The organism is Stenotrophomonas sp. 220_Sma, assembly GCF_056487375.1.
The window spans coordinates 2,771,753-2,793,445 of the sequence record NZ_CM151348.1; the positions used below are offsets into that span (position 1 = coordinate 2,771,753).

General features: G+C 68.2%; 8 protein-coding genes. All 8 read right to left on the reverse strand.

Features of this window, described 5'->3' with window-relative positions; genetic code table 11:
- Positions 1–99: 99 nt before the first annotated feature.
- Entirely contained in the window at positions 100–12,474 is a 12,375-nt protein-coding gene (locus ACZLIB_RS13055; RefSeq protein ID WP_478467811.1) for a filamentous haemagglutinin family protein, read from the reverse strand.
- 185 nt (positions 12,475–12,659) lie between these two features.
- Entirely contained in the window at positions 12,660–13,829 is a 1,170-nt protein-coding gene (locus ACZLIB_RS13060; protein ID WP_164080112.1) for a substrate-binding domain-containing protein, read from the reverse strand.
- Between the two features lie 254 nt (positions 13,830–14,083).
- Entirely contained in the window at positions 14,084–15,283 is a 1,200-nt protein-coding gene (gene gspF / locus ACZLIB_RS13065) for a type II secretion system inner membrane protein GspF (RefSeq protein WP_478467813.1), read from the reverse strand.
- Positions 15,284–15,290: 7 nt separating this feature from the next.
- Positions 15,291–16,724 carry a type II secretion system ATPase GspE gene (gspE, locus tag ACZLIB_RS13070; RefSeq protein ID WP_478467814.1) on the reverse strand — a complete coding sequence of 478 codons (1,434 nt, stop codon included), beginning with the start codon at positions 16,722–16,724 and terminating at the stop codon, positions 15,291–15,293.
- Entirely contained in the window at positions 16,721–19,102 is a 2,382-nt protein-coding gene (gspD, locus tag ACZLIB_RS13075) for a type II secretion system secretin GspD (protein ID WP_478467815.1), read from the reverse strand. Before gspD ends, gspE begins: the two co-directional genes overlap by 4 nt.
- A complete protein-coding gene (gene gspM / locus ACZLIB_RS13080; RefSeq protein ID WP_478467816.1) occupies positions 19,099–19,626 on the reverse strand; it encodes a type II secretion system protein GspM in 528 nt (175 codons plus the stop codon). Before gspM ends, gspD begins: the two co-directional genes overlap by 4 nt.
- Complete coding sequence (gene gspL, locus ACZLIB_RS13085) at positions 19,623–20,786, reverse strand: type II secretion system protein GspL (RefSeq protein ID WP_478467817.1); 1,164 nt, start codon at positions 20,784–20,786, stop codon at positions 19,623–19,625. Before gspL ends, gspM begins: the two co-directional genes overlap by 4 nt.
- Complete coding sequence (gene gspK, locus ACZLIB_RS13090; protein WP_125893666.1) at positions 20,783–21,688, reverse strand: type II secretion system minor pseudopilin GspK; 906 nt, start codon at positions 21,686–21,688, stop codon at positions 20,783–20,785. Before gspK ends, gspL begins: the two co-directional genes overlap by 4 nt.
- Between the last annotated feature and the right edge of the window lie 5 nt (positions 21,689–21,693).

Consider the following 21,693-nt stretch of genomic DNA (forward strand, 5'->3'; position numbering starts at 1 on the left):
GGCCCGTTCGCGTCCATGCCTGCCGTGGATCTACTGCCGACCGAGATCGGCAGCGGTGTGTGCCGACCAAGGTCGGCACCTACCGGGATCGCGCGATGCCTACCGGCGCTGCGTGCCCTCGTCGCGGCTTGCCTGCGGGAACTGGAACGCGCTGTTGGCGTCGTAGCCGCTGTTGGCAGTAGTGCCGCGTGCCGGCGGCGCAATGCTGCTGGTGCCACTGCCGAAACCGAGGATCTGCACGCTGATCACCGAGGGCTGGTTGCGCCGCGCGTCGTCCTGGCTCTTGCGCATCACGTCCTGTGCCGCCTGGCTGGCGCTGTTCGCTGCCGCACTGGCCGAAGCCAGCGCATTGACGTTCACCGTGGCCAGCACCGGCAGGCCCTTGCTCTCACCCTGCACCTGGATGTTGGCCGCGTTGAGCACCTGCAGTGCGGCGAGGTTGATGTTGCCCGAGACACGGATGCCCGCTTCGCCCGCATCGATGGTGCCCAGCGGCGCGATCAGGTCGACGTCGCCCGGCGGCACTTCGGGAATCGGGTCCAGCGTAGCGAAGCCGGCACCGCTGACAGGTGCGAGCGGTGACAGACTGACGTTGCCCCAACGGTCGTACAGGCGGCGTGGCGGGGTATACACCAGCGTGGTGCGCGAGCCACGGCCCGCATTGATGTCGCCCTGTTCGGACCAGGCCAGGATGTCACCGCCAAAGGTGGTCATCACCCGCGACAGGCCCAACAGCACGCTGTCCTGGCTGAACAGCCGGATGTCGCCCTGCCCCTGGGTCACCAGGCCCGCGCTTGCCGGCGGCGCCTCGCCAACCACGCCCACCACGATCTGCCCGCCCGGCGCCATCAGCTCGATGTTGCCACCGGCCTCGGTGCGTACGCCGGCGCCGCCATACATCACGATATCGCCGGTGCGCTGGATCGTCTTGCCCGCTGCATCCTTGTCCGGCATCAAGGTGGCGATGGCCTCGCGGCCCCGCAGGTAGGAGCCTACCCGCGGGCCATCCGCATCGGTGTACTCGCGGCCGCCCTCGCGCAGTTCGGCGTAGTAGACCTGGCGCAGGAAGATGCGCTGCTGCTCCTGTGGCAGTGTGTCGAACAGGGCCAGTGCCTGCGCGCCGTCAGCGCTGATGTTGAAACGCTCCAGCAGCCACTGCTTCAGTTCCTTGTCATAGACCTTGACCACCTTGCCCGGCTGCGACGCCAGTGTCTGCGCAGGATCGGCCAGCCGGGTCGCATCCAGGTAGCGTGCACGCACGGCGCCAAAGTCGACCTGCTGGTTGCCGGCGGTCATCGCGATGCTGGCACCCGGGCGCGTGTCGCCCTGCACCAGGCCGCCGCGGCTGACGATGCTGCCGCGGTCTTCCTGGCGCAGCTGACGGCCGGCGCTGACATCGACATTGCCGCTGCCGTATACGGTGACGTTGGCATGCACGATGTCCCGCCCGGCCTGCAGCACCGTGACATCGCTGGCACTGTTGTTCAACGCAAGGACGGTGCTGGACAGGATGTCCTGGCCTGCACGCAGCTGCACCGGCGCAGCCACATCAATCCACTCGCGAACGGTGCGGCGGCTGCCACCGGCGGCGTTCAGCATCCATTGTTCGCCCGTGCGCAGACCGATGATGTCGCCCGAGCCTGCGTAGAAGCGGTTCGGCGTGCCCCCGGCGGTGCGTGTCACCGCCGCCATGGGACGGTTCGGCCCAAAGGCGAACAGCGGTATGGCATCGCCCCATGTGGGTACCCGAGCATTGATGCCATCGGGCGAAATGTTGCCGAGCAATTCGGTGCCCTTCGCGTCCCGTGCGGTGAACACCGGATCGAACGGGGATGGCAGGCGCGTGTCCGCACCGGAGCTGCTGATGTACGGCGACCGATCGCCGGCGATGATCGAATTGCCAGCCAGCAACTGCATGCTGCCCGTAGGGGAAGGAGCGGTAAGCAGTATGTTGTTCTCACCGCCTTCGCCCAACTTGATGTCGCCGCTGGTGGCCTGCACCTGCAGCCTGGAGGGATAGATCCAGTAGGCGAAATTGTCGCCGGTGGATTCCGATCGCAGATTCTGCCCCGGGGTGCTGGCATGCGCTGTCAGCGGGGTGGCGTCGCCGCCGAACGAAACCAGATTTACTGCCGTGGCCGCGGTCCACAGCGAGAAGCCGGTAGTACCCGCCGCAAGACCGCCTCCCGCCAGCGCCACCTGCGGCGCATTGAATTGCACCACACGGCCGGCATCGGCGACGCCGCCCAGGATGACGTCGCCCCGGGCGTGCAGGTTTGCCACGGCGTCGCCCAGCACCAGCACCGGACCACCCATCGCCTTGCCACCGAAAGCGCGGAACGGATCGCTGGGGCGCAGGCCACTGCTGGGATCAGTGTACTGGGAGATGCCGACGGCACTGCCGCCAATGCGGGAGGCCTCAAGACTCAGGCTGCCGCGCAGGTTCGTGAATGTGCCATTGAGTTCCAGGTCCTGCTCGTTGCTGACGTGATTGATCGTAGTGGCCATCAGGTTCGGGTTGAGTGCACCGCTGGCGCGCAGGCTCAGATCGCCACCACCTGTCAGCACCAGCCGCCCATCATCCACACGTCCGGTCGAGCCCACGGCTGCGTTGATCGCGGTGGAGAAACGGGTGCTGCTTGTGTTCTTCAGCGCGTCACCCTTGGCATCGGTCACACCGGCATGCCTGCCCGCATCAATCTCCAGATTGCCGCCACCCAACGTACCAAAGCCGGTGAAGCCGACCATGCGTGGACTGGGGTTGGAGAACGTGGACACATTGGCGTAAGTGCCGAAGTTGATCCACCAGGCGACAGGCTGCTGCTCGACGCCCGCAACCGCACCTGTGCCCTGGCGCCACAGCCAGTTGGCAACCGCGCTGCTGGCGTGGTTGGCCAGGTCACCCGCCGCCGAGCCGGACGACGACAGCGCACCCCATGTTGCCCCGGTCACGTCGCGGCCGGCCGCGATGCTCAGGTTGCCGCCGTGATCCGGATACCACGCGCGATAGGCGGCAAGTGCCGCGTCATAGTCACCGCTGGACTGCTGCAGCCCGAGCAATGCCTCGCGTCCGGACGGCGGCGCGCGCTCGGACTGGAAACGGGCATCGAGGCCATTACCCAGCGCGGTCGGCGTTCCCGCGGTATAGACGCCGTACACCGAGCGCATCGACAGATCGCGGCCGGCCATCAACTGCAGGTCGCCACTGCCGGTGCGCAGCACGCTCCACAGCGGCGTGCCATGTTTCGGTTGACCCATGGTCGCAACGTCACGCATCTCGCCGGGCATCACGCAGATGCCCGAACTGACCGAACCGCACAGCTCCTCTTCGGTCATCCCGAACATCTCGGCAGTTTCCTTCACGGGCATGCCGACCAGCGACGGATCGCCCATTTCATCGGCACCTTGCGCCGTGAACAAGTAAGGTGCCGCCTCGCAGCTGCTGCCAGCCGCGCAGATCGCAGACTCGGGCTTGCCCAGGTGCTCGGCCAGCGCCTTCACCGGCTTGCCGACCCAGCTTGCATCCACTCCTTCGCGCTGCGCGCCCAGGGCGGTCACCCGTTGTTCGCGCACGAACGTGGAGACCATGGTAGCCGCACGCACAACGCCGTAATGGGTATCGGCCATCACCAGATCGCCGCTGCCGATCCGCCGTGCGCGCGGGTCGGCCGCCTCGGTATCGGCGCCCGCAACGGCGGTCAGATCCCACGAGGTGGTGCCCTCGGGCAACATCTGCGCCAACGCCCAGTTGCGCCCCTGTCGACCATCGCTGCCCACCGGGCGCAGGTTGATCGGTTGCCCACCGGCCAGCTCCAGCGTGGTCATTGCCGGAATCAGTGAACCTCGCGCCAACGGGGTGCGCGTCGCCAGTCGCAGCTCCGTCGGCAATCGCGCGCCGGCCGGCCAGGTCGTGGCCCTTAAGTTGGCCTCGCTGCGCAGCTGGAAACCGGCGCCCAGGCGCGAACCAGCGGGCAGCTGCAGCGCCTGCGCCAGCACGCTGCCTGCGGCATGCACCTGGCCATCGGTCAGCGTGACGGAGGCCGGCAGCACATAGCCTGCCGGCAACGTAAGTGCCTGCCCCAGCGTCATCTCCACCGGCAACGTGGTGCCGGCAGGCAGCACCGCATCGCGCACCGCAATCGCGTAATTCAGCACGGCACCCGCCGGGAAGCGCGTACCGGCCTCCAGTACGACGTTGTCATTGGGCACCAGGATGTCGCTGCCGAACGGTGTAATGCCGGCACCGAAACTCTGTCCAGGCACCAGCTGCCAACCGCGATCATCCGGGCTGGCAGGTGGCGGCGCAAAGCCGTCGTTGATGCTGCCATGGATGAACAGGTCGCCGGCTGCGCGCAGGCGCAACGCGCCCGCCTCACCGAAGCCGCGTCGCGCGGGGTCCTGTCGATTGGCCTGCGGGCCGTAGCGATAGCCGGAAAGATCGATATCGCCGCTGACGGTCAGATCACCATGCGGGTTGCTGGACGAGATCGCGCCGACGACATCCACGCCGGGACGCAGGCGCACGGTCCCCAGTGTGGCCAGCCGTGCCGACAGCCCGGCATTGCCCAGCGCGGCGTTCATCCATGCAGTGTTGGCTGGGTCAACCACCGTATCCAGCCACGACTGGGTAACCAGCTGGCCGCGTCGGCCGTTCACATCCGCCGTATCAGCCAGGGGTGCGTCGTCATAGCGGCGCACGCCGGTCACGAAGATATCGCGCGCGCCGAGTACCTGCACGCCACTGCCGGTATCGACGCCGGCATCGTCGCTGCCCACTCGCGGCACGTTCAGCACGAACGTGCCGCGGGCGCGTCCATCGTTCTGCCCTGCTCCGGTACCGACGGCAACGCCGGTGCCGCTGCGAAGATCGATCCGCGCCGCCGAACCCAGCTGCACGCGCCCATCGCGGCTTTCCAGCTCGACGATGGCACGGTTCGGGCTGTCGATGATCTTGCCATAGCTGTCCACACGCAGTGCCGTGCCGTGGGCGTCCAGGCTTCCGTCCAACTGCAGGCCATCGCGCGCGGCCAGGCGGATGCTGCCAACCTGGTCGCCGCTGGCGTCGATGCGCCCGAGCACCCGAAGCGCACCACCGTCGACGCTGATATCCACCTTGCGCGCTTTCACTTCGTCGCCGATCAGCAGGTCTCCCTGCTTGATCTGGAAGCTGCGCGCTCCAGTGACACCGTCGCGGGTAAGGCGCTGGTTGAGGCCACTGAAGTCTGTCAGTTCACTTGCGCGCACCACCAGCTCACCGTTCTCATACGGCACCAGGCTGCCACCTGCGTCCAGCGTGCCGCTGGCCTGGCCAAGCAGCCGTCCTGCCAGGTCGACATGCCCGCCGGCAGTACCCAGCGCGGTCACAGTGAGACGACCCGCGCGGTTGTTCTGCGCCGACAGATCGACGCGCGATGCTGCGTCGCTGCGCACGTCACCTTCCGTTGCTGTCAGCGTGACGTCACCGCCGACACTGTAGGTATCCACATCGAACAGGCTGACCTTGCGCCCGGCCAGATCGAGGTTGGCGCTGCTGCCAAGCTGCACCGAGCGGGCCGCCGTGGCCGCCAGGCGGCCCGAGGCCAGCGCGATACGGGTGTCGAGGAGAATATCGTCGGCGTCCAGCGTCAATTCTGCGCCCAGAGCATCGGCCGCCGTCGAGGCGCCTGCGCCGTGCACGCGCAGCGTGCCACCAGCAGTCACCGCCAGCTTCGCGCCTGCTTCGGCAGTGACCAGCGGTGCCTGGATATCGAGGTTGCCGCCACTGTAGGTCCAGCCCTTGGCTGGGTCGTAGGCGCCCTGGAACTGATGCACATTCAACGCACCATTGCCGGCGAAGACCACCTGCTGTGCGGCACGCAGGTTCACCCCGGCGAAGCCGAGGACCTGGCGTCCGGCCACGACCTCCGAGGCGGGCCACGACTGTGGCGCCGGGCCGAGCCGCAACGTATCGGCAATGATGTCCAGCTGGCCACTGCCAAGGCGGTCGACCATCGCCGCCCCGCCGGGCTGCGCGGCATTCGAATCCGCAAACCCACTTGCCGCAAGTGCACCGGCCCAGGTGAGGTTGCCGGCGAAGATGCGCGCACGGTCGCTGCTGTTGCCATAGCCATGGATGGCCGGTGCGCCCAGCACCAGGGTGCGCAGGCTCGACTTGCCGGTCGCGCTGTCGCGCGTATCAAGATCGACACTGCCGAATACATTGATTGACTCGGCCGCCGAGAGCTTCAGCGTCTCCAGTGCCGGTGCGCCGGTGGCGGTATTGCCGCGCAGCAAGGTGGTCAGCACCTGCTGGTTCATCAGCATGCCCGGCGGCAAAGCGGCGGCCGCGGCGGCCTGCGCGATGGCATCGTCGCTGCCCAGATTGATCGCCGCCACGCTGACGCCGAGCTGGCGGGTGCCGTAGCTGGCCGTGTCGCGCAGCTGCAGGCCGCCATTGGTGGCGACGTTGATGCTTCCCTCCGACACCAATCGTGCCTGGCCCGCACACTGACGGCCCGGGTCGCAGGTGCCGATGTCGAAGCTGACCAGCGACGGATCGGCTCCCTCGCGCAAGGGCGCGGCCAGCAGATCGGTGCGCCCGTTGGACACCACCATCACTCCGCCTTCGGCCTGGTAGTAGAAACCGGCGTTGTCGGGCAACGGAGCGGCGCCGCGACCGAGCGTGTCGACGCCTGCGCCTGCCTCCACGCGCACGCCCTTGCCTCCGGCCACCGCCCCCAGAATCACCTCAGGCGCACGCAGGACCGCGCCGTCCCGCAACACCAGGTTCTGGCCGACACCGGCCACCTGCAGGCGCTGGTTGCTGGTCGCGCGGACCTGTGCGTTGAGCACCAGGCGCGAGGGCTGCAACGCGTTGAGCACGTCCGCCTCGATGGTGGCACCATTGCCAGTAGAACTGGGCGTGCGACCGGCCGCCACCACTTCCAGTTCACCCAGCCGGTTGACCAGGTTCACTTCCACCGAACCGCCAATGCCGGCGCTGCCCGCCGCCGGCGCAAACCGGGTCTGGCCCTGGAAACTCACAGCGGGCGTGCCGTCCCTGCCTGCGCCATTGCCAAGCCCGAGGCGCAGCGTTCCGGCATCGACGGTCTGCCAGCCGCGCGGCGTGCCCAACCGTTGTGCCGACGTGGTCACGAATGCGTTGTAGCTGGTCTCGTTGTAGCTGGAATGCCGGCGAACGGTATCGGCCGGGGTCAGCAGCAACGCGGTCAGCAAGGGCGAACGCAGGCCACCCAGCGTCGACCCCGTGTGTCCGCCGACCATCCAGGAGCCGGTGCCGGTGGCCAGCGGTGCACCGATACCGACCGCGCCGGTGCGCCCCAGCTCCACCCGGAACGCGCCCTGCTGCAGCGCGAAGCTGGCCGGCAACAACGTGTAGGTGCCAGCCGGCAATCCAGGCACGCCTGCGGGAATCGTGATCTGCTGGCCAATGCCAGGGTCCAGCGAGCCGTCACTCAATCCCAGCGGCGCTGCACTGCCGGTGTAGCCGGGCAGGATCGCATATACCGGACTGGCCGATTCGCTGAAGCCATAACGCGGATTGGCATCGGCCAATGCATGGCGCAGGATGTCGACCGAGCCACCGCGCCCGCTGACAAAGGCAGCACCGGTCAACTCGCCCCCGCCGGAGAGATCCAGCAGCGCCCCTTCGGCCACCTCGGTACGGCTGCTGATGATGGCGATGCCCTTGGGGTCCGCGCCGGGCGCGACACCGCCTACCGGCGGTATGGCATGGGCGCTGCCGTCCCTGCGCCAGTCCACGCCATCGACGGTGCCACCGAACGGCACACTGAGCCCCGCGCCGCTGGTGGAGGTCACGCTTCCGGGCAGCAGCGTCACCGAGCCGGCCCGGCGCCCGTCGGCATCGGTACCACCCAGGGTGATGGCGCCCAACGGCGCCCGGAGGATGCCGCCCTGCTCGATGGTCGCTGCCACCACTGACAGGCCGCCGGACACCGACAACGGCAGGACTGGAACCGCCCCGCCAAGACCATGGATGCGCACGATGCCTTCGGCATCATCCCAGCGGCTGATCGCACTGCCCGGCTGCGACACACCGGCCGCCAGCACGCCGCCCGCATCGGCCACCGGGTACAGCTGCGCTGCGGTTACGTCCAGGCTGCGCGGCGCGATCAGCTGCGCGCCGGTACTGCCGAGCGCTGCGCCACTGCCCAGGAAGCGCAGATCGCCGCGACTGCGCAGTTGCACGTCATCGAACCCCGCCAGCCAGGTGGTATTGCGCAGGTCGATCAGGTCCGCATCCACACTGAAGCGATGCTGGCGACCGGTATCCACCGCCACGGCAGCGGTACCGACCAGGGTATCGCCAGGCAGCCTCAACCAGCTGCTCTGCGCCAAGCGCACGTAGGGCGCGCTCAGCGCAAGCAGGCCGCCAGCGCTGCCGCCCTGCAGCATGCCCAGCCCATCCTGTTGCAGACCTTGGAAGCGCAGGCTCTGGCCGAGGCGCAGTTCCACATCACCTTCGGCACGCACGTTGCCGAACAGCGAAAGATTGTCGAAACCACCGGCACCGACCTGCGCCGCCGACAGACGTGCGTGCCCGTACTGCAGCTTCGCCGGCACGGCCTGCTCGCGATCGTCCTGGCTGAGCACGATGGCGCGCGGCGCCAACACATCTTCGCTGGCACCGCCCGCATGGATGCTGCCTCCGAAGGCGATACCCAGGGTTCCGCCCTGCGCGCCGGCGCCGCCTGCAGCGGCCTGCAGAGCGCCCTGCAAGTACAGCGCATTGGCCGAGCGCACCACGATGGTGCCGCCATCGCTGGCCACATCCTGGCGGCCGGCGCCATCGATGTCCAGCTGCGCCGAACTGCCGTTGGCCAGCAGTTTCGCACCGCGTTCAACCACCACGAATGCATCCACCGGCCGGTCAGGCACGTTGTCCTGGCCGTCCCAGTCGAGCGCGCCTCCAATCTCGATGCTGCCCCCCTTGCGCACCTGCCCGCGCAGGCGGCCACTGGCATCACGCGCAGTGAAGGCGTCACCGCTGACGTCGAGTACACCCTGTGCACCGATGCGGTAGGTGCGCTCGTTGCGCTGCGAATCGAACAGGCTGGTCGGTTCGCGAATGTCATCCAGGCGGATGCGGCCACCCGCCGCTTTCAGGCTGCCATCAACCGTGATGCTGCCCGCGCCGCGCAGGGTGATCGATTGACCGGCATCCACGCTGACCAGGGCGCCGCGACCGATGCGCAGATCACCACCGGCCTCGCCCTGCTGTGAACGCAGCGTCAGGCTCGCACCGTTGCGCTGACTGAACCTGCCGGTGATCGGATCCGCGCTGTACAGGGGTGCCGACCAGACCTGCAATGCGTCGTGCCGGTCGCGTGCCTGCATCGCTGCTTCGGCCAGGCGCAGGCCCGGCATGCGCACGGCGACGATGGCTCCGTCCGCCACCTCCACACCTTGCTGGCCATTGATGTCATAGCTGGCAAAGCCCTTGTTGAACAGGGTCTCCTGCAGGGTGAGTGCGCCGTCGGCCGGCTGCCCGCCGATCACGATACGTCCACCATCGCCCAACGACAGCGTGCCGCTGCCGCCGCCGAGCGCGCTCAAGCGTGCATCGCCGGACAGCTGCAGGCGACCGACCCGTCCACTGCTGTCGGCCACGCTCGCTGCCTGCAGGCTGACGTCGCCGCCCTTGCCGATCGTGACCTTGCCCTTTGCATCAACCCGACCGCCGCCATCGACGCGCACGTCGCTGCCCGGCACCACAACATCATGGCTGTTCTGCAGCCGCAGCTTGCCGCCGTCAGTCCACGCCATGCCCGGGCTGGACGCCGGTTCCAGCAACGCATTCACCCAGCGGCCACTGAGATCGATGCGCGTGCCCTCCGCCAGGGCCACGTGCGAACGGCCGCCCTGCAGCAGCCAGGCGGCGGGAGCGCCCACGCGGGTCAGTTCATTGCCCGCCTGCACCTGTCCACCCGCGATCTGAATGTCACCCCCCAGCAGTACATCGGCGGCCGTGAGCACCAGCTGGCCACCGTCCTGCAGGCGCAGCCCACCCTCCACCGCGATGCTGCCACCGCTGGCCAGATCGATGCGTCCCCACTGCTGCGCGCTGAGCTGGTTGGCATCCAGCCACAGCGTATTGCGCTGTTCCTGTTGCAGCGGCGCCTGCAGGGACACGTCGGCGGCAGGCAGCCCGCCATCGACGATCCGCACCTGTGTGTCGAACACCGCGTTTCTGCCGTTGCCGTCGTAGCGCCCAAGCCACAGCTGGGCATTGCGCGCTACGGCGGTCTGCGCCTGCGCGTAGCCGTCGCGCGCAGCATCGGGTGTCTTCGATTGCTGCGCACCCTGGAAAGTATCGGTCGCCACCTGACCCTGCAGTACCGCACTGGGCGCGGACACCAGCAGACGGCCCGCGTCGCGGCCCACGGTATAGCCGTTCTCCACCCGCTGTTCGGCACCGATCAGCGGATTGCGGAACACATCGGTGGCTCCCCAGCGCTCCTGCTTTACTTCAAAGCCCCGATACAAGCCGTCGTACCGCATCTCGGCCGGCGCATCATCCAGCCGGTACAGCTGACCGTCGGTGCCACGCAACCAGCTCTGCTTGATGGCACCGCTCTGCACATCCAGGCTGCCGCCAGCCAGGTTGATCCTCGAGCCGGCATGGGTGACCACTTCGCTGCCGGACAATTGCACGGTACCGCCCTGCGCGGCCCATTCGCCGATCGAATGGCCCTGGTTGTCGAGATACCCCCCGACTTCCAGCAGGCCACCACCGGCATACCAGCGCTCGGCGGTGTTGCCACCGGTGCCTGCGGCCACGTGCTGCAGCTGGCGGCGATCGATCCAGACCTCGCTGCTGATCAGCTTGCCGCTGTCGCGGTTGTCGGGCGAATCACGCAGTTCGTTGCCCTGCACCTTCACCTGGACGTTGTTGCTCTCCATCGCAACCCGCACGCCCACCGCACCGGACACATCAATGCGCGCGGCATTGCCGGCGTAAGTCCGGCGTGCGGCTTCCGCTACCACCTGACCGCCGGTGGCCACGGTCAGCGAACCGTCCTGGAAATTCACGTCGCCGCCGGACACAATCTCCACGCGTGACTGGTCACGCCGGTCCTGCATGCGCGAGAGATTGTCGAATGTGCCAGTGCTGCTGGCGCCGCGCAGCAGGTCCTGCTCGGCCGAAGCCTTGACCAACGCATCACGGCGGCTGTCCAGGGCCGTGTTCTTGCCATCGTCTTCGATCAGCACCGCCGTGGTCGCGCCGCTGGCCAGGGTGACCGTACCGGCACGGTCGCTGATGGCGTTGAGCAGGTGCACCGTGCCGCGCTGGTCCAGCGTGGTAGTGGCCACGGCTACGCCGGCCTGTTCCACCCTGCGCCCGGCCAGCGTGATGTCGCCCTCGCGCGCCTGGATCAGGCCGCTGTTGCGCACGCCGCCGGCATTGCTGCCGGCCGCGATGCGTGGCGCGATCTCGTTGCCGGCTGTGGTCGATGCGGTGTTCTGCGCGGTACCCACACCACGTCGTATCACGAACGCGTCACCAGCGGCCAACTGCGTCTGGCCCTTGCGCGTTTCAATCTGCCCTGCATTCTCCACGGTGTGGCCGGCCAGCAGCACATAACCACCGGCGCGGGTTGCCGAGGCAGGCGCCTGCGTGGTGATGCGTGCACCCTGCTCAACCAGGACCTTGCCGAAGGCATCGGTGAGCGCAGCGGTGTTGTTGTCGCCACTGTACAGGCCGTTGTCACGGAACTGCCCATCGCTGATCCGTGTCGCTGCCGCGACCAGATTGCCCACGTTGACCTGGCTGTTGTTGCCGAACACCACGCCGTTGCGATTGACCACGAACACGGTGCCGTTGGCCTTCAGCTGGCCGAGGATCTGGCTCGGACGCGCGCTCGGATCATTGACCCGGTTCAGCACCGCCCAGTCCGCATTCTGTTTGAAATCGAGCGTGGTGTTGCCGCCGATGTTGAAGGTTTCCCAGTTCAGGATCGCGCGGTCGGCGGTCTGCTCGATGCTGACCTGCACCTTGCCGTCGCTGCCCCGCGACTGGATGGCTTCGCGCGCATTCACCCAGCCACGGGTCAGCGGATTCTCATCAACCTTCAGGCCGTCCTTGCCGAGGCCGTCAGCAATCACGAACCCGGCGGCGCGCTGCTGCGTGCGCGCCTGCTCCTGCAAGCGCTGCTGCAGCGCAATGGCCTGCGCGGCGGTGCCCAGATTGTCGATCGACTGCTGCAGTTTCTGTCGCGCTGCATCCTGTTGCTGGACAGGCAACTGGAACTGGATCGGCACACCGTTGGGCATGCGCCCGCTCTGCGCGGCTGCGCCCTGCGCTGCACCGCGGTCGGCAAACCAGCCTGGCGAGAATGCCTGCTGCGCCTGGGCAGACACCATCGGCGCGGCCCCCAGGGCGAGCGCGATGGCCCAGGCCATCGGATGGCTGCGTGGCGCAGTGTGCAGGACGGGCATGTGCGGGTGCGACATCAGGACCTCGAGCGACCGACGGACGGTCTTCGGCATAGGAGGAGATTCGGCTGCCCGCAGGTACGGCCGGGCACTACCAGATAGACGGGGCATGCGCCAGAAAAACGACAGTGCCTTCACAGGCGAAGGACGCAAAAAAAAGCGCCGACCTCGCGGCCGGCGCCCGGTTCAGCAGGTACGGTGGATCAACGGCCGATACCGGCGCAGGTGCTGGCGTTGCCCAGACCGGTGGCCGGGGTGGCCGAGATCAGGTTGTTGGCAACGGCTTCACGCCAGGTCTGGGTCAGCGGGATGAAACCGTGCGCACGCACGGCAGCATCGTTGTTGCCATCGACGCCCAGGTTGTAGTGCTTTTCCAGGAAGTTGCGCACGGCCTGGCGCTGCGGCAGGGTGCGGTAGCACTGTGCGAACAGCAGGTTGGTGTAACCGGCGATCGGGTAGCCGGCGGTCGGGTTGGTGAACACCGGCACCCACTTGGCCGGGTTGGAGATGTCGGCACCGGTCGGCGGAGCGATGGTGTTCAGGGTGGCGGCAACGCTCACTTCATCCGGCGAGAAACCCTTCACCTTGGCAACCTTGGTCGCGTCCTGCAGGTTCGGGATCACGTCCGGGCCGACATAGCCGATGGCGCCGGCAACCTGGTAGACACGGTTGTACAGCGAGGTGCCGCCGGTGGCCGGGGCCGCTTCCAGGAAGGCCGGCAGGTTGTTCTGCGCATCGCGGGTGAACAGATCAGCGAAGGTCGACTTGACCTGGAACTTGCCGCCGACCAGACGGGTGGCGCTCAGGTCTTCGGTGGCGCAGGCGGCGGTCAGGAAGCGGGTCAGCAGCTCGCTGGTGCCGCTGCTTTCGCCGCGGTAGATGACCTTGATGGCGCCGCTGCGGGCGCTGTCCAGCTGCGACCAGTCGTTGATCTTGCCCGAGAACACGCCGCAGATCTTGGCCACGTCCAGGTTCAGATCACCACCGGCCTTGTTGTACGGCACGGTGACCGAGGTGGCGACCGACGGCAGCTGCAGCACCGGGCCGAGCGTGGAGGCCAGCGCCGAGTTGTTGTAGTTGGTGATCTCGGTGCTGCTCAGGACCGAGTCGCTGCCAGCGAAATGCACGTTGCCGGTGCCGTTGGTGATGAACAGGCCGATGGTGTTCTCGAGGAACGCCTTCTTGCCGGTGCCCGAGCCGGTCACGGCGTAGCTGAAGTTGGCCGGCAGGATGCTGTCGGCCTGGCCCTTGTACAGGTCGGCCGGCAGCGAGGCGCCGCCACCGTTGATGAGCGACTGCTGGGCCGAAGCGGCACCGGCGGTGGCGAGCAGCGCGGTAGCAACCAGCGCGGCCAGGGTCTTGTACTTGTTCATGATCTTCTCCTGAAGGGTTTACTGCGAAGGGAAACACCAAGGGAGGAACGGTCACTACACGCCTGCTGCCGCCGAGGGCCTCCCAGCCCACTCTGCGGCGACGTGGCTATGCTGGTCCGCGCCGATGACAGGCCGCTTAAGAAACCTGTGGAAGATCGAAAAAAGGTGTGGAGGATTGTGTGGAGAATCGAGAGCGTGCCGCGCTGCGCGCTCGCCGGGCATGGCCCGGCGCTACCCGTGATGTCCGTTGCGCATCACTGCACCAGCTGGTTCATTTCCATGATCGGCATCAGCACGGCCAGCACGATCGTCAGCACCACGCCGCCCATCACCAGGATCATGGTCGGCTCCAGCAGCGCGGTCAGTGCCATCGCGCGACGTTCGATCTCGCGCGAGATCGTCTGTGCAGCACGATCCAGCAGCGGTGCCAGCGAGCCGGTCTTCTCACCGCTGGCCACCAGGTGCACCAGGATAGGCGGATACACCTTCTGCACCTTCAACGCAGCACCCAACGCCGCACCTTCGCGCACGCGCGCGGACACGTCATCGGCACAGCGCGCCAGCAGCGCATTGCCAAGCGTCTGCCGCGCCGCCTCCAAGGCACGCAGCAGTGGCACACCGGCATCCAGCAGGATCGCCAGCGTCGAGGCAAAGCGCGCACTGTTCACGCCCAGCACGAAACGCCCGACCATCGGCACCCGCAGCAGCATCGCGTCCCATCGCAGGCGCAGCTCGGGCTTGCGCAGGGCCAACCGCCATGCCACCACCAACGCAGCGATGCCGAGCCCTGCCCACACGCCCCAGCTGCGCACGAACGCGCTGGCGGCCAGCATCACCTGGGTCAGCATCGGCAGCGTCTGCCGCGCCTGCACGAACGCGGTCACCACCTGCGGCACCACGTAGCTGAGCAGGAAGATCACGATCGCCACCGACACCAGGCTGATCGCCGCTGGGTAGATGAAGGCGGTCAGTACTTTGGCCTGCAGCGCGTTGCGTTCTTCGATGTAGTCGGCAAGGCGCTCCATCACCCGTGCCAGGTCGCCGGAGTCTTCACCGGCGCCCACCAGCGCCCGATAGATCGGCGGGAAATCGCGCGGCCGCGCAGCCAGCGCAACGATCAGGCGCTGGCCGGCACGCACGTCGGCGCGTACGGCGGTGAGTGCCTGGGCCACATGCGGCCGCTCGGCCTGTTCGATCACCGCAGTCAATGCGGCTTCCAACGGCAGGCTCGCGGCCAGCAGGCTGGCCAGCTGGCGCGTGGCCCAGGCCAGCTCGCTGGCAGACAGCCGGCGGGCGCCCCAGCCACTGCCCGCACCGCGCGCCGCGCTGACCTGCACGGGTGTCAGCCCGCGACCGCGCAGCAGCTGGCGTGCGCCGCGCGGGCTGTCGGCGTCCAGCTGACCCTTCTCGATGCGGCCCTGCGCGTTGGCAGCCTGGTAGTCGAACAGTGCCATGCAGGCCTCAGTCGTCGCCGGTGACGCGCAGGATCTCTTCCAGCGTGGTCACCCCGCTGTCGACCCAACGCTGGCCGTCCTGGCGCAAGGTCCGCATGCCGGCACGCCGCGCCGCCTCGCGCAGCGCAGGTTCACCCTGCCCTTCATGGATCAGCGCACGCACGCGATCGTCCACCACGAACAGCTCGTGGATGCCGGTACGCCCCCGGTAGCCGCTGTTGGCACAGGCCGCGCAGCCCACCGCGCGCCACACGGTACGGCCTTCACCGTCCACCTCGGCGCGCCGGCACTGCGTGCACAGCCGCCGCACCAGCCGCTGCGCCAGCACGCCGCGCAGCGACGAGGCCAGCAGGAACGGTTCCACGCCCATGTCGGCCAGGCGCGTCACCGCCGAAATCGCGTCGTTGGTGTGCAGGGAGGCCAGTACGCCATGGCCAGTCAGCGACGACTGCACCGCAATCTGCGCGGTCTCCAGGTCGCGGATCTCACCGATCATGATGGTGTCCGGATCCTGGCGCAGGATCGCGCGCAGCGCCGTGCCGAAGCTCATGCCGATACGCGCGTTGACCTGGATCTGGCCGATGCCGGCGAAGTCATACTCCACCGGGTCCTCCACGGTGAGGATGTTGCTGGTGCTGCTGTCGAGCTGGCCCAGCGCCGCATACAACGAGGTGGTCTTGCCGCTGCCGGTCGGGCCGGTGACCAGCACGATGCCGTGCGGCTGCCGGATCAATCCGGTGAACGTGGCCAGGGTGTCATCGGCCATGCCCAGCCGCTGCAGCTGCAGACGGCCGGCATCCTTCTCCAGCAGGCGCAGCACAGCACGCTCGCCATGCCCGGTCGGCACCGTGGAGACACGGATGTCCAGCGGACGCCCACCCACGCGGATCGCGATGCGCCCGTCCTGCGGCAGCCGCTTCTCGGCAATGTCCAGGTGGGCCATGATCTTGATGCGCGACACCAGCGCCGCGTGCAGTGCGCGCCGCGGCTGCACCATGTCGCGCAGGGTGCCGTCCACCCGGTAGCGCACCACCGAGTGGGTCTCGAACGGCTCGATGTGCAGGTCGCTGGCGCCATCGCGTGCGGCCTGTGCCAGCAGCGCGTTGATCATGCGGATCACCGGCGCATCGTCCTGCGCGTCCAGCAGATCGGTGACTTCCGGCATGTCCTGCATCAGCCGGTCCAGATCCACTTCACTTTCAGCAGCCCCGACCACGGCAGCGGCATCGCCGCCGTCACGGTACTGCTCACCCAGCCGCTGCTGCCAGGTCGCTGCATCCAGCGCCTGGAACGGCAGCGGGCCATGCCGTCGGCGCAGTTCGGCCACAGCCCACGCCGCGGTGTCGGCGGTGCCCAGCAGCACCGACTCGCCGCCAACTTCGGACAGCATCACGCCGTGGCTGCGCACCCAGGCGTACGGCAGCGGCGCGGCGGCGCTCACGGCCCGATCACCAGTTCCGGCGTGTAGCCGAGTCCGCGCAGCTGCTGCAGTGCCGGGTCCAGCGTCGCCGGATCGCGTGGCAATCGCACGCGCAGGCGTTGCCCGCTCTCGCCGGGCGTCGCTTCGGCATACGCCTGCAGGCCCAGTGCCCGCACCTGCGCCACGCCCTGGCTGGCACGCGCCGGGTCCAGCCCCTGTGCGAACTGCACCAGCTGGGCATCGCCCTCACCGGCCGGATACAACGCCGCCAGGCTGGTGTTCTGCAGCGGCTGGCCCTGCCCATCGCGCGCATTGCCTTGGCCGAGTACAGACAGGTCCTGCGGCGGCAGCTGCGGTGCCGACAAGGCGGGCAGTGCCCAGCTCTGTAGCGGCTGTGCACCGGCCTGTGCATTGCGCATGTAGTCGTAGCGGTCACGGGTCAGGCGCTGCCCGGCGGCCGGATCACGCACCACGTGCGGGCGCAGGAACACCATCAGGTTGGTCTTGGCGCGCTTGCGCGTGTCGCTGCGGAACAAGGCGCCCAGCACTGGAATCTTGCCCAGCCCCGGCACCGCATCACGGCCATGACTGACGCTGTCTTCCAGCAGGCCACCGAGCACCATGATCTGGCCATCGTCCAGCAGCACGCTGGTATCCAGGGCGCGTTTGTTGGTGATGATGCCGGCCGTGCTGTTCGCGCTCTGCGCGTCGATGCTGCTGACTTCCTGGTAGATGTCCAGCTTGACCGTGCCGCCCTCGGAAATCTGCGGGCGCACCCGCAGCTTCAGGCCCACGTCCTCGCGCACGATGGTCTGGAACGGGTTGTTGCTGCCGCCACCACCGTCGGTCACGTAGCGGCCGCTGACGAACGGCACGGTCTGCCCGACCATGATGCTGGCCGCTTCATTGTCCAGCGTCATCAGGTTCGGCGTGGACAGGATGTTGGCACCGCCCTTGCTCTGCAGCGCGTTGGCCAACGCCTTCATGTTGAGGATCTGGCCGACGCCGGGCAGGTTGATGGTGCCGTCGATCACGCCGATCTTCAGGCCATCCTTGGGCAGCACGTCCAGAGTGGTGCGTGCGGTGGTGTTCAGCCCGCTGCCACCGGTGGTGCCGCCGAAGTGGGTGCCGCCGAAGGTGCGGCCATTGCCCAGCATCCACTGCACGCCCAGTTCGGCCGCGTCGGTCTGGTTGACCTCCACGATCAGGCTTTCCACCAGCACCTGTGCACGACGCTGGTCGAGCTGGTCGATCACCCGCCGCAGGTTGCGGTACACCGGTTCCGGTGCCGAGATCAGCAGCGTGTTGGTGGCCACGTCCGCCTGCACCGAAATGCCGTTCTGGCTGAAGCCGGTGCTTCCGGCGTCGATCGGGTCGCGACGGTTCGGGTCCAGCCGCTGCGACTCCAGCGCATTGCCACCGGTCTTGGCCTGCGGTGGCTGCGACGGTTGCGCCGGTGCGGCGCGGTTGGCGTCACCCGGCAGTGGCGTGATGCCTTCGTTGCTGCCCATTGCCGGTGCATCGCTCTGCCCGGCCACCACGCCGCGCAGCACGCCGGCGAGCTGATTGGCCTGGGCATTGCGCAGGTAGACCACATGCAGGTTGCCGGATTCATCCTGGGCACGGTCCAGCTTCTCCACCAGCTGCCGCGCCAGGCGCGTTCGGCCCGGGCTGCTGGAACGCAGCAGCACGCTGTTGCTGCGGGGGTCGGCCATCACCACCACCTTCTGGCTGGGCTCGGCGCCCTGCGCATCCAGCAGCGGCGCGACCATCGCCGCTACGTCAACGGCAATACCCTGCTGCAGCTTCACCACATCGGTGTCCATGCCGGCCGGGGTGTCCACGCTGGCGATCACCCGCGCGATGCGCTCCAGGTTGTCGGCATAGTCGGTGATCACCAGGGTGTTGTTGCCCGGGTTGGCGGTGATCGGATTGTCCGGGCTGATCATCGGCCGCAGCACCGCCACCAGCGCGGCTGCGTTCTCGTAGCGCAGCGCGAAGGTGCGCGTGGCCACCTCACCGCCCGCACCGCCGGTGCCGACGCGCCCGCCCAACAGCTTGGCCTCGGCCTGCGGCACCACCCGGCTGACACCGCCGTTCTCGACCACGGCAAAGCCACGCATGCGCAGTGCGCCCAGCAGCAACTGGTACGCCTGGGTACGGCTGACCGGGCCATCAGAGACCACGGTCATCTTGCCGGTCACCCGCGGGTCGACCAGGAACTGGCGACCGGTGAAGCGTGCCGCCATGCGCAGTACGCCGCCGATATCCGTATCCACCAGGTTCAACTGCACCGGTTCATCGGGGGCGTCCTGCGCCTGTGCCGGTGCAACAACGTGAGCGCCACCCACGATCAGGGCCAGTACAGTGCTGCAGGCAAGGCTGCGCATCGCCCTCATGAATGGCCACCCGCAGTGAGTGCCATCACGATGTTTCCGGATATCCGTGCCGCCGGCATGTTCGCACCCCCTGTGCGTGTCAGTTGCAGCTGCTGCAGTTCGATGGCCGGATCGGCCAGCACGGGCAGCAGCCAGTTCCACAGTGCGTCAGCAGGTACGGCCTGCACCTGCAGGTGCCAACGCCCGTCGCGTGCTTCGACATGCAGTCCATCGGCGAGGCCGGCGGACTTGATTCCATTACGCAGCGCGGCCAGCGTCGGGCGCTGCCCCTGAACCTGCTGCTGGCGTTCGCGTGCACGCAGCAGCGGCGCCAGTGCGCGCGCCTGCGCCTGCAGCCGCGGCAGCTCAGCCTGCCAGTGCGCACGCTGTTTCAGCAGCGGCTCCAGCCAGAATGACCACAGCCCCGCTGCCAGCAGCGCCAGCACCATCACCCCCAGCATCCAGCGGTCGCGCGGCGGCAGGTGCTGCCAGCGCTGCTGCAGGCCGGCCAGACCCTCGCCCAGGCGCATGGCTCTGGCGGTCACTGTCCGCCCCCGCTCACGCGCAGGCGTCCACCGGCCTCGCGCGCCAGCTGCAGGCCCTGCGCCTGCGCCGCCTGCTGCCACTGCTCCAGCCGCTGCGCGTCATCGGCTACCGCCTGCGCATCGGCGTCCAGCTCCAGTTCCAGCTGGCCGGGTTGATAGCGCAGGCCGCGCACCTGGCCGCCCAACTCAGGAATCGCCTGCAGCGTCGTTGCGACCTGCCGCTGCACCGGTGGCAACGGCGGCGCCGGCAACGGCACGGCCAGCGCGCGCCGCGCCTGCAGCACCGGGTCCACCACATCGGTGATCTCCGGAAAGTGCGAGCTGAACTGCCGCGCCATGTCCTGCTGCAACGCCTCGCCCTCGCTGCGCCAGCGCGAGACCTGCAGCTGCAGCCCAAGCGCAGCCAGCAACACCGCCGCCAATGCGAGGCCGATCGCAACGCGTGGTGCCTGCCTGCTGCGGCCCGGCAGTGGCAACGACCACGCTGGCACGGGTCCGCACGCCTGCCGTTCATGCGCGACCACGGTGGCCGGCAGGTTCTCCGGCCACGCCGACGGCACGCTGTCGATCCACTGCACGGCCTGCACCCCGGATTGCTGAAGACGCGCCGCGAGCGACTGCAGCACCGCCGCTGTGTCGCGCCCACCGCACCACTGCACAAAGCCACGATCGCGCCCGCAGCGCACCAGCAGATGCTCACCGGCTGCCTGCAGCGTTGCCTGGCCGTTCTGCCACGGCAGCAGCAGCGGGGTCGGGTACAGTGCCTGCAGCTGCAGTGCACATGAAGCCAGCAGCTGTTGCGCCTGCAGGACGGCCTGCTGGCCAAGCCACGCCACAGGAACCGTGCCGTCCGCCGCCTGCATGCCGTGTGCCAACGCGACCTCCTGCAGGTCATCCAGCAGCATCGCCTCTACTTCGCCCTGCAATGCGGCCTGCAGCCTGCGGCCCGACAGCGGCGGCAGCTGCAGTTCCAGCAGGATCAGGTCCTGCGGATCGAGACAGGCCAGCACCTCGGCCTGCGGATGACGTTGCCCGAGCACGGCCAAGCCCTCGCGGCCATGGGCCAGCACCCCACCCTTGTGCATCTGCGCCCACTCGACCGTACTGTCGGCGCGCAGGTGTTCCAGCGCCGGCAGGCGCACCCTCAGCTGCACGCTCATGCTCCAATCCTCGTCCACACACGCTGCACGCGCACACTGTCATCGCGGTACTCGCGCCAGATCAGGGCCCGGAAGTCGACCGCATTGCCATCGGCCTGTACCTGGCCGACGGCAAGGAACCACTCGCTATGAATGCCAAGCGGCACCACGGCCATCTGCGCGTTGCTCAGTTGCAGTCGATTGGCGATATCGCCGCGGTTGAGCAGCCAATGGCCACCGTCGCGCTCACCGAGCAGCGCCTGCAGGCGCCCCGGCTCCACGCCGGGAGTGACCGCCTGCAACACGCTGATGTCACTGGTGTTGGCATTGACCAGGGTCTGGGCCGGCAGCACCACGGTGCGCCGTGCCAGTGCCTGCACCGCCACTGGGTCGGCGCCCGCAAGGGCCTGCTCGATCACCGATTCACGCGGCAACGGCGCCTGCGCCTGCAGGTCGCCATCACGCAGCCGCGCCTGGATGTGATCGGCAGCAGATGCACAGGCACCCTGCCCCAGCCCCTGCCCGGCACACAGCGCGATGAACGCGCGCCGTGCCTCCGGGTCCGGCTTGCCATAGGCCAGCAGGTTGCGCAGGTTGAACATGGACTGTGCATCGACCAGCTGCAACTGCACCGGCAGCGGCGCCTGCAGCGTCAGTGGACGCGCCCAACGGCCGCTGCGCACCGTGGTCAACTGCTCCTTTACATCGTCACGCAGCTGCTGCGCCGCGCGTTCCAGGGTGGCATCGACCGCCATGCGCACCTGCGCACGCAGCTGGTCGCCACGCAGCGCACGCAGCTGTGCCGACTGCCGGGTCAGCAGTGCAGTGGCAATCACCGCCACCAATGCCACCACCAGCAGGGCGACGATCACCGCCATGCCGCGCTGGCGGGTGCACGGGACCGAACGCGTCCGGGCTGTCATCTGCA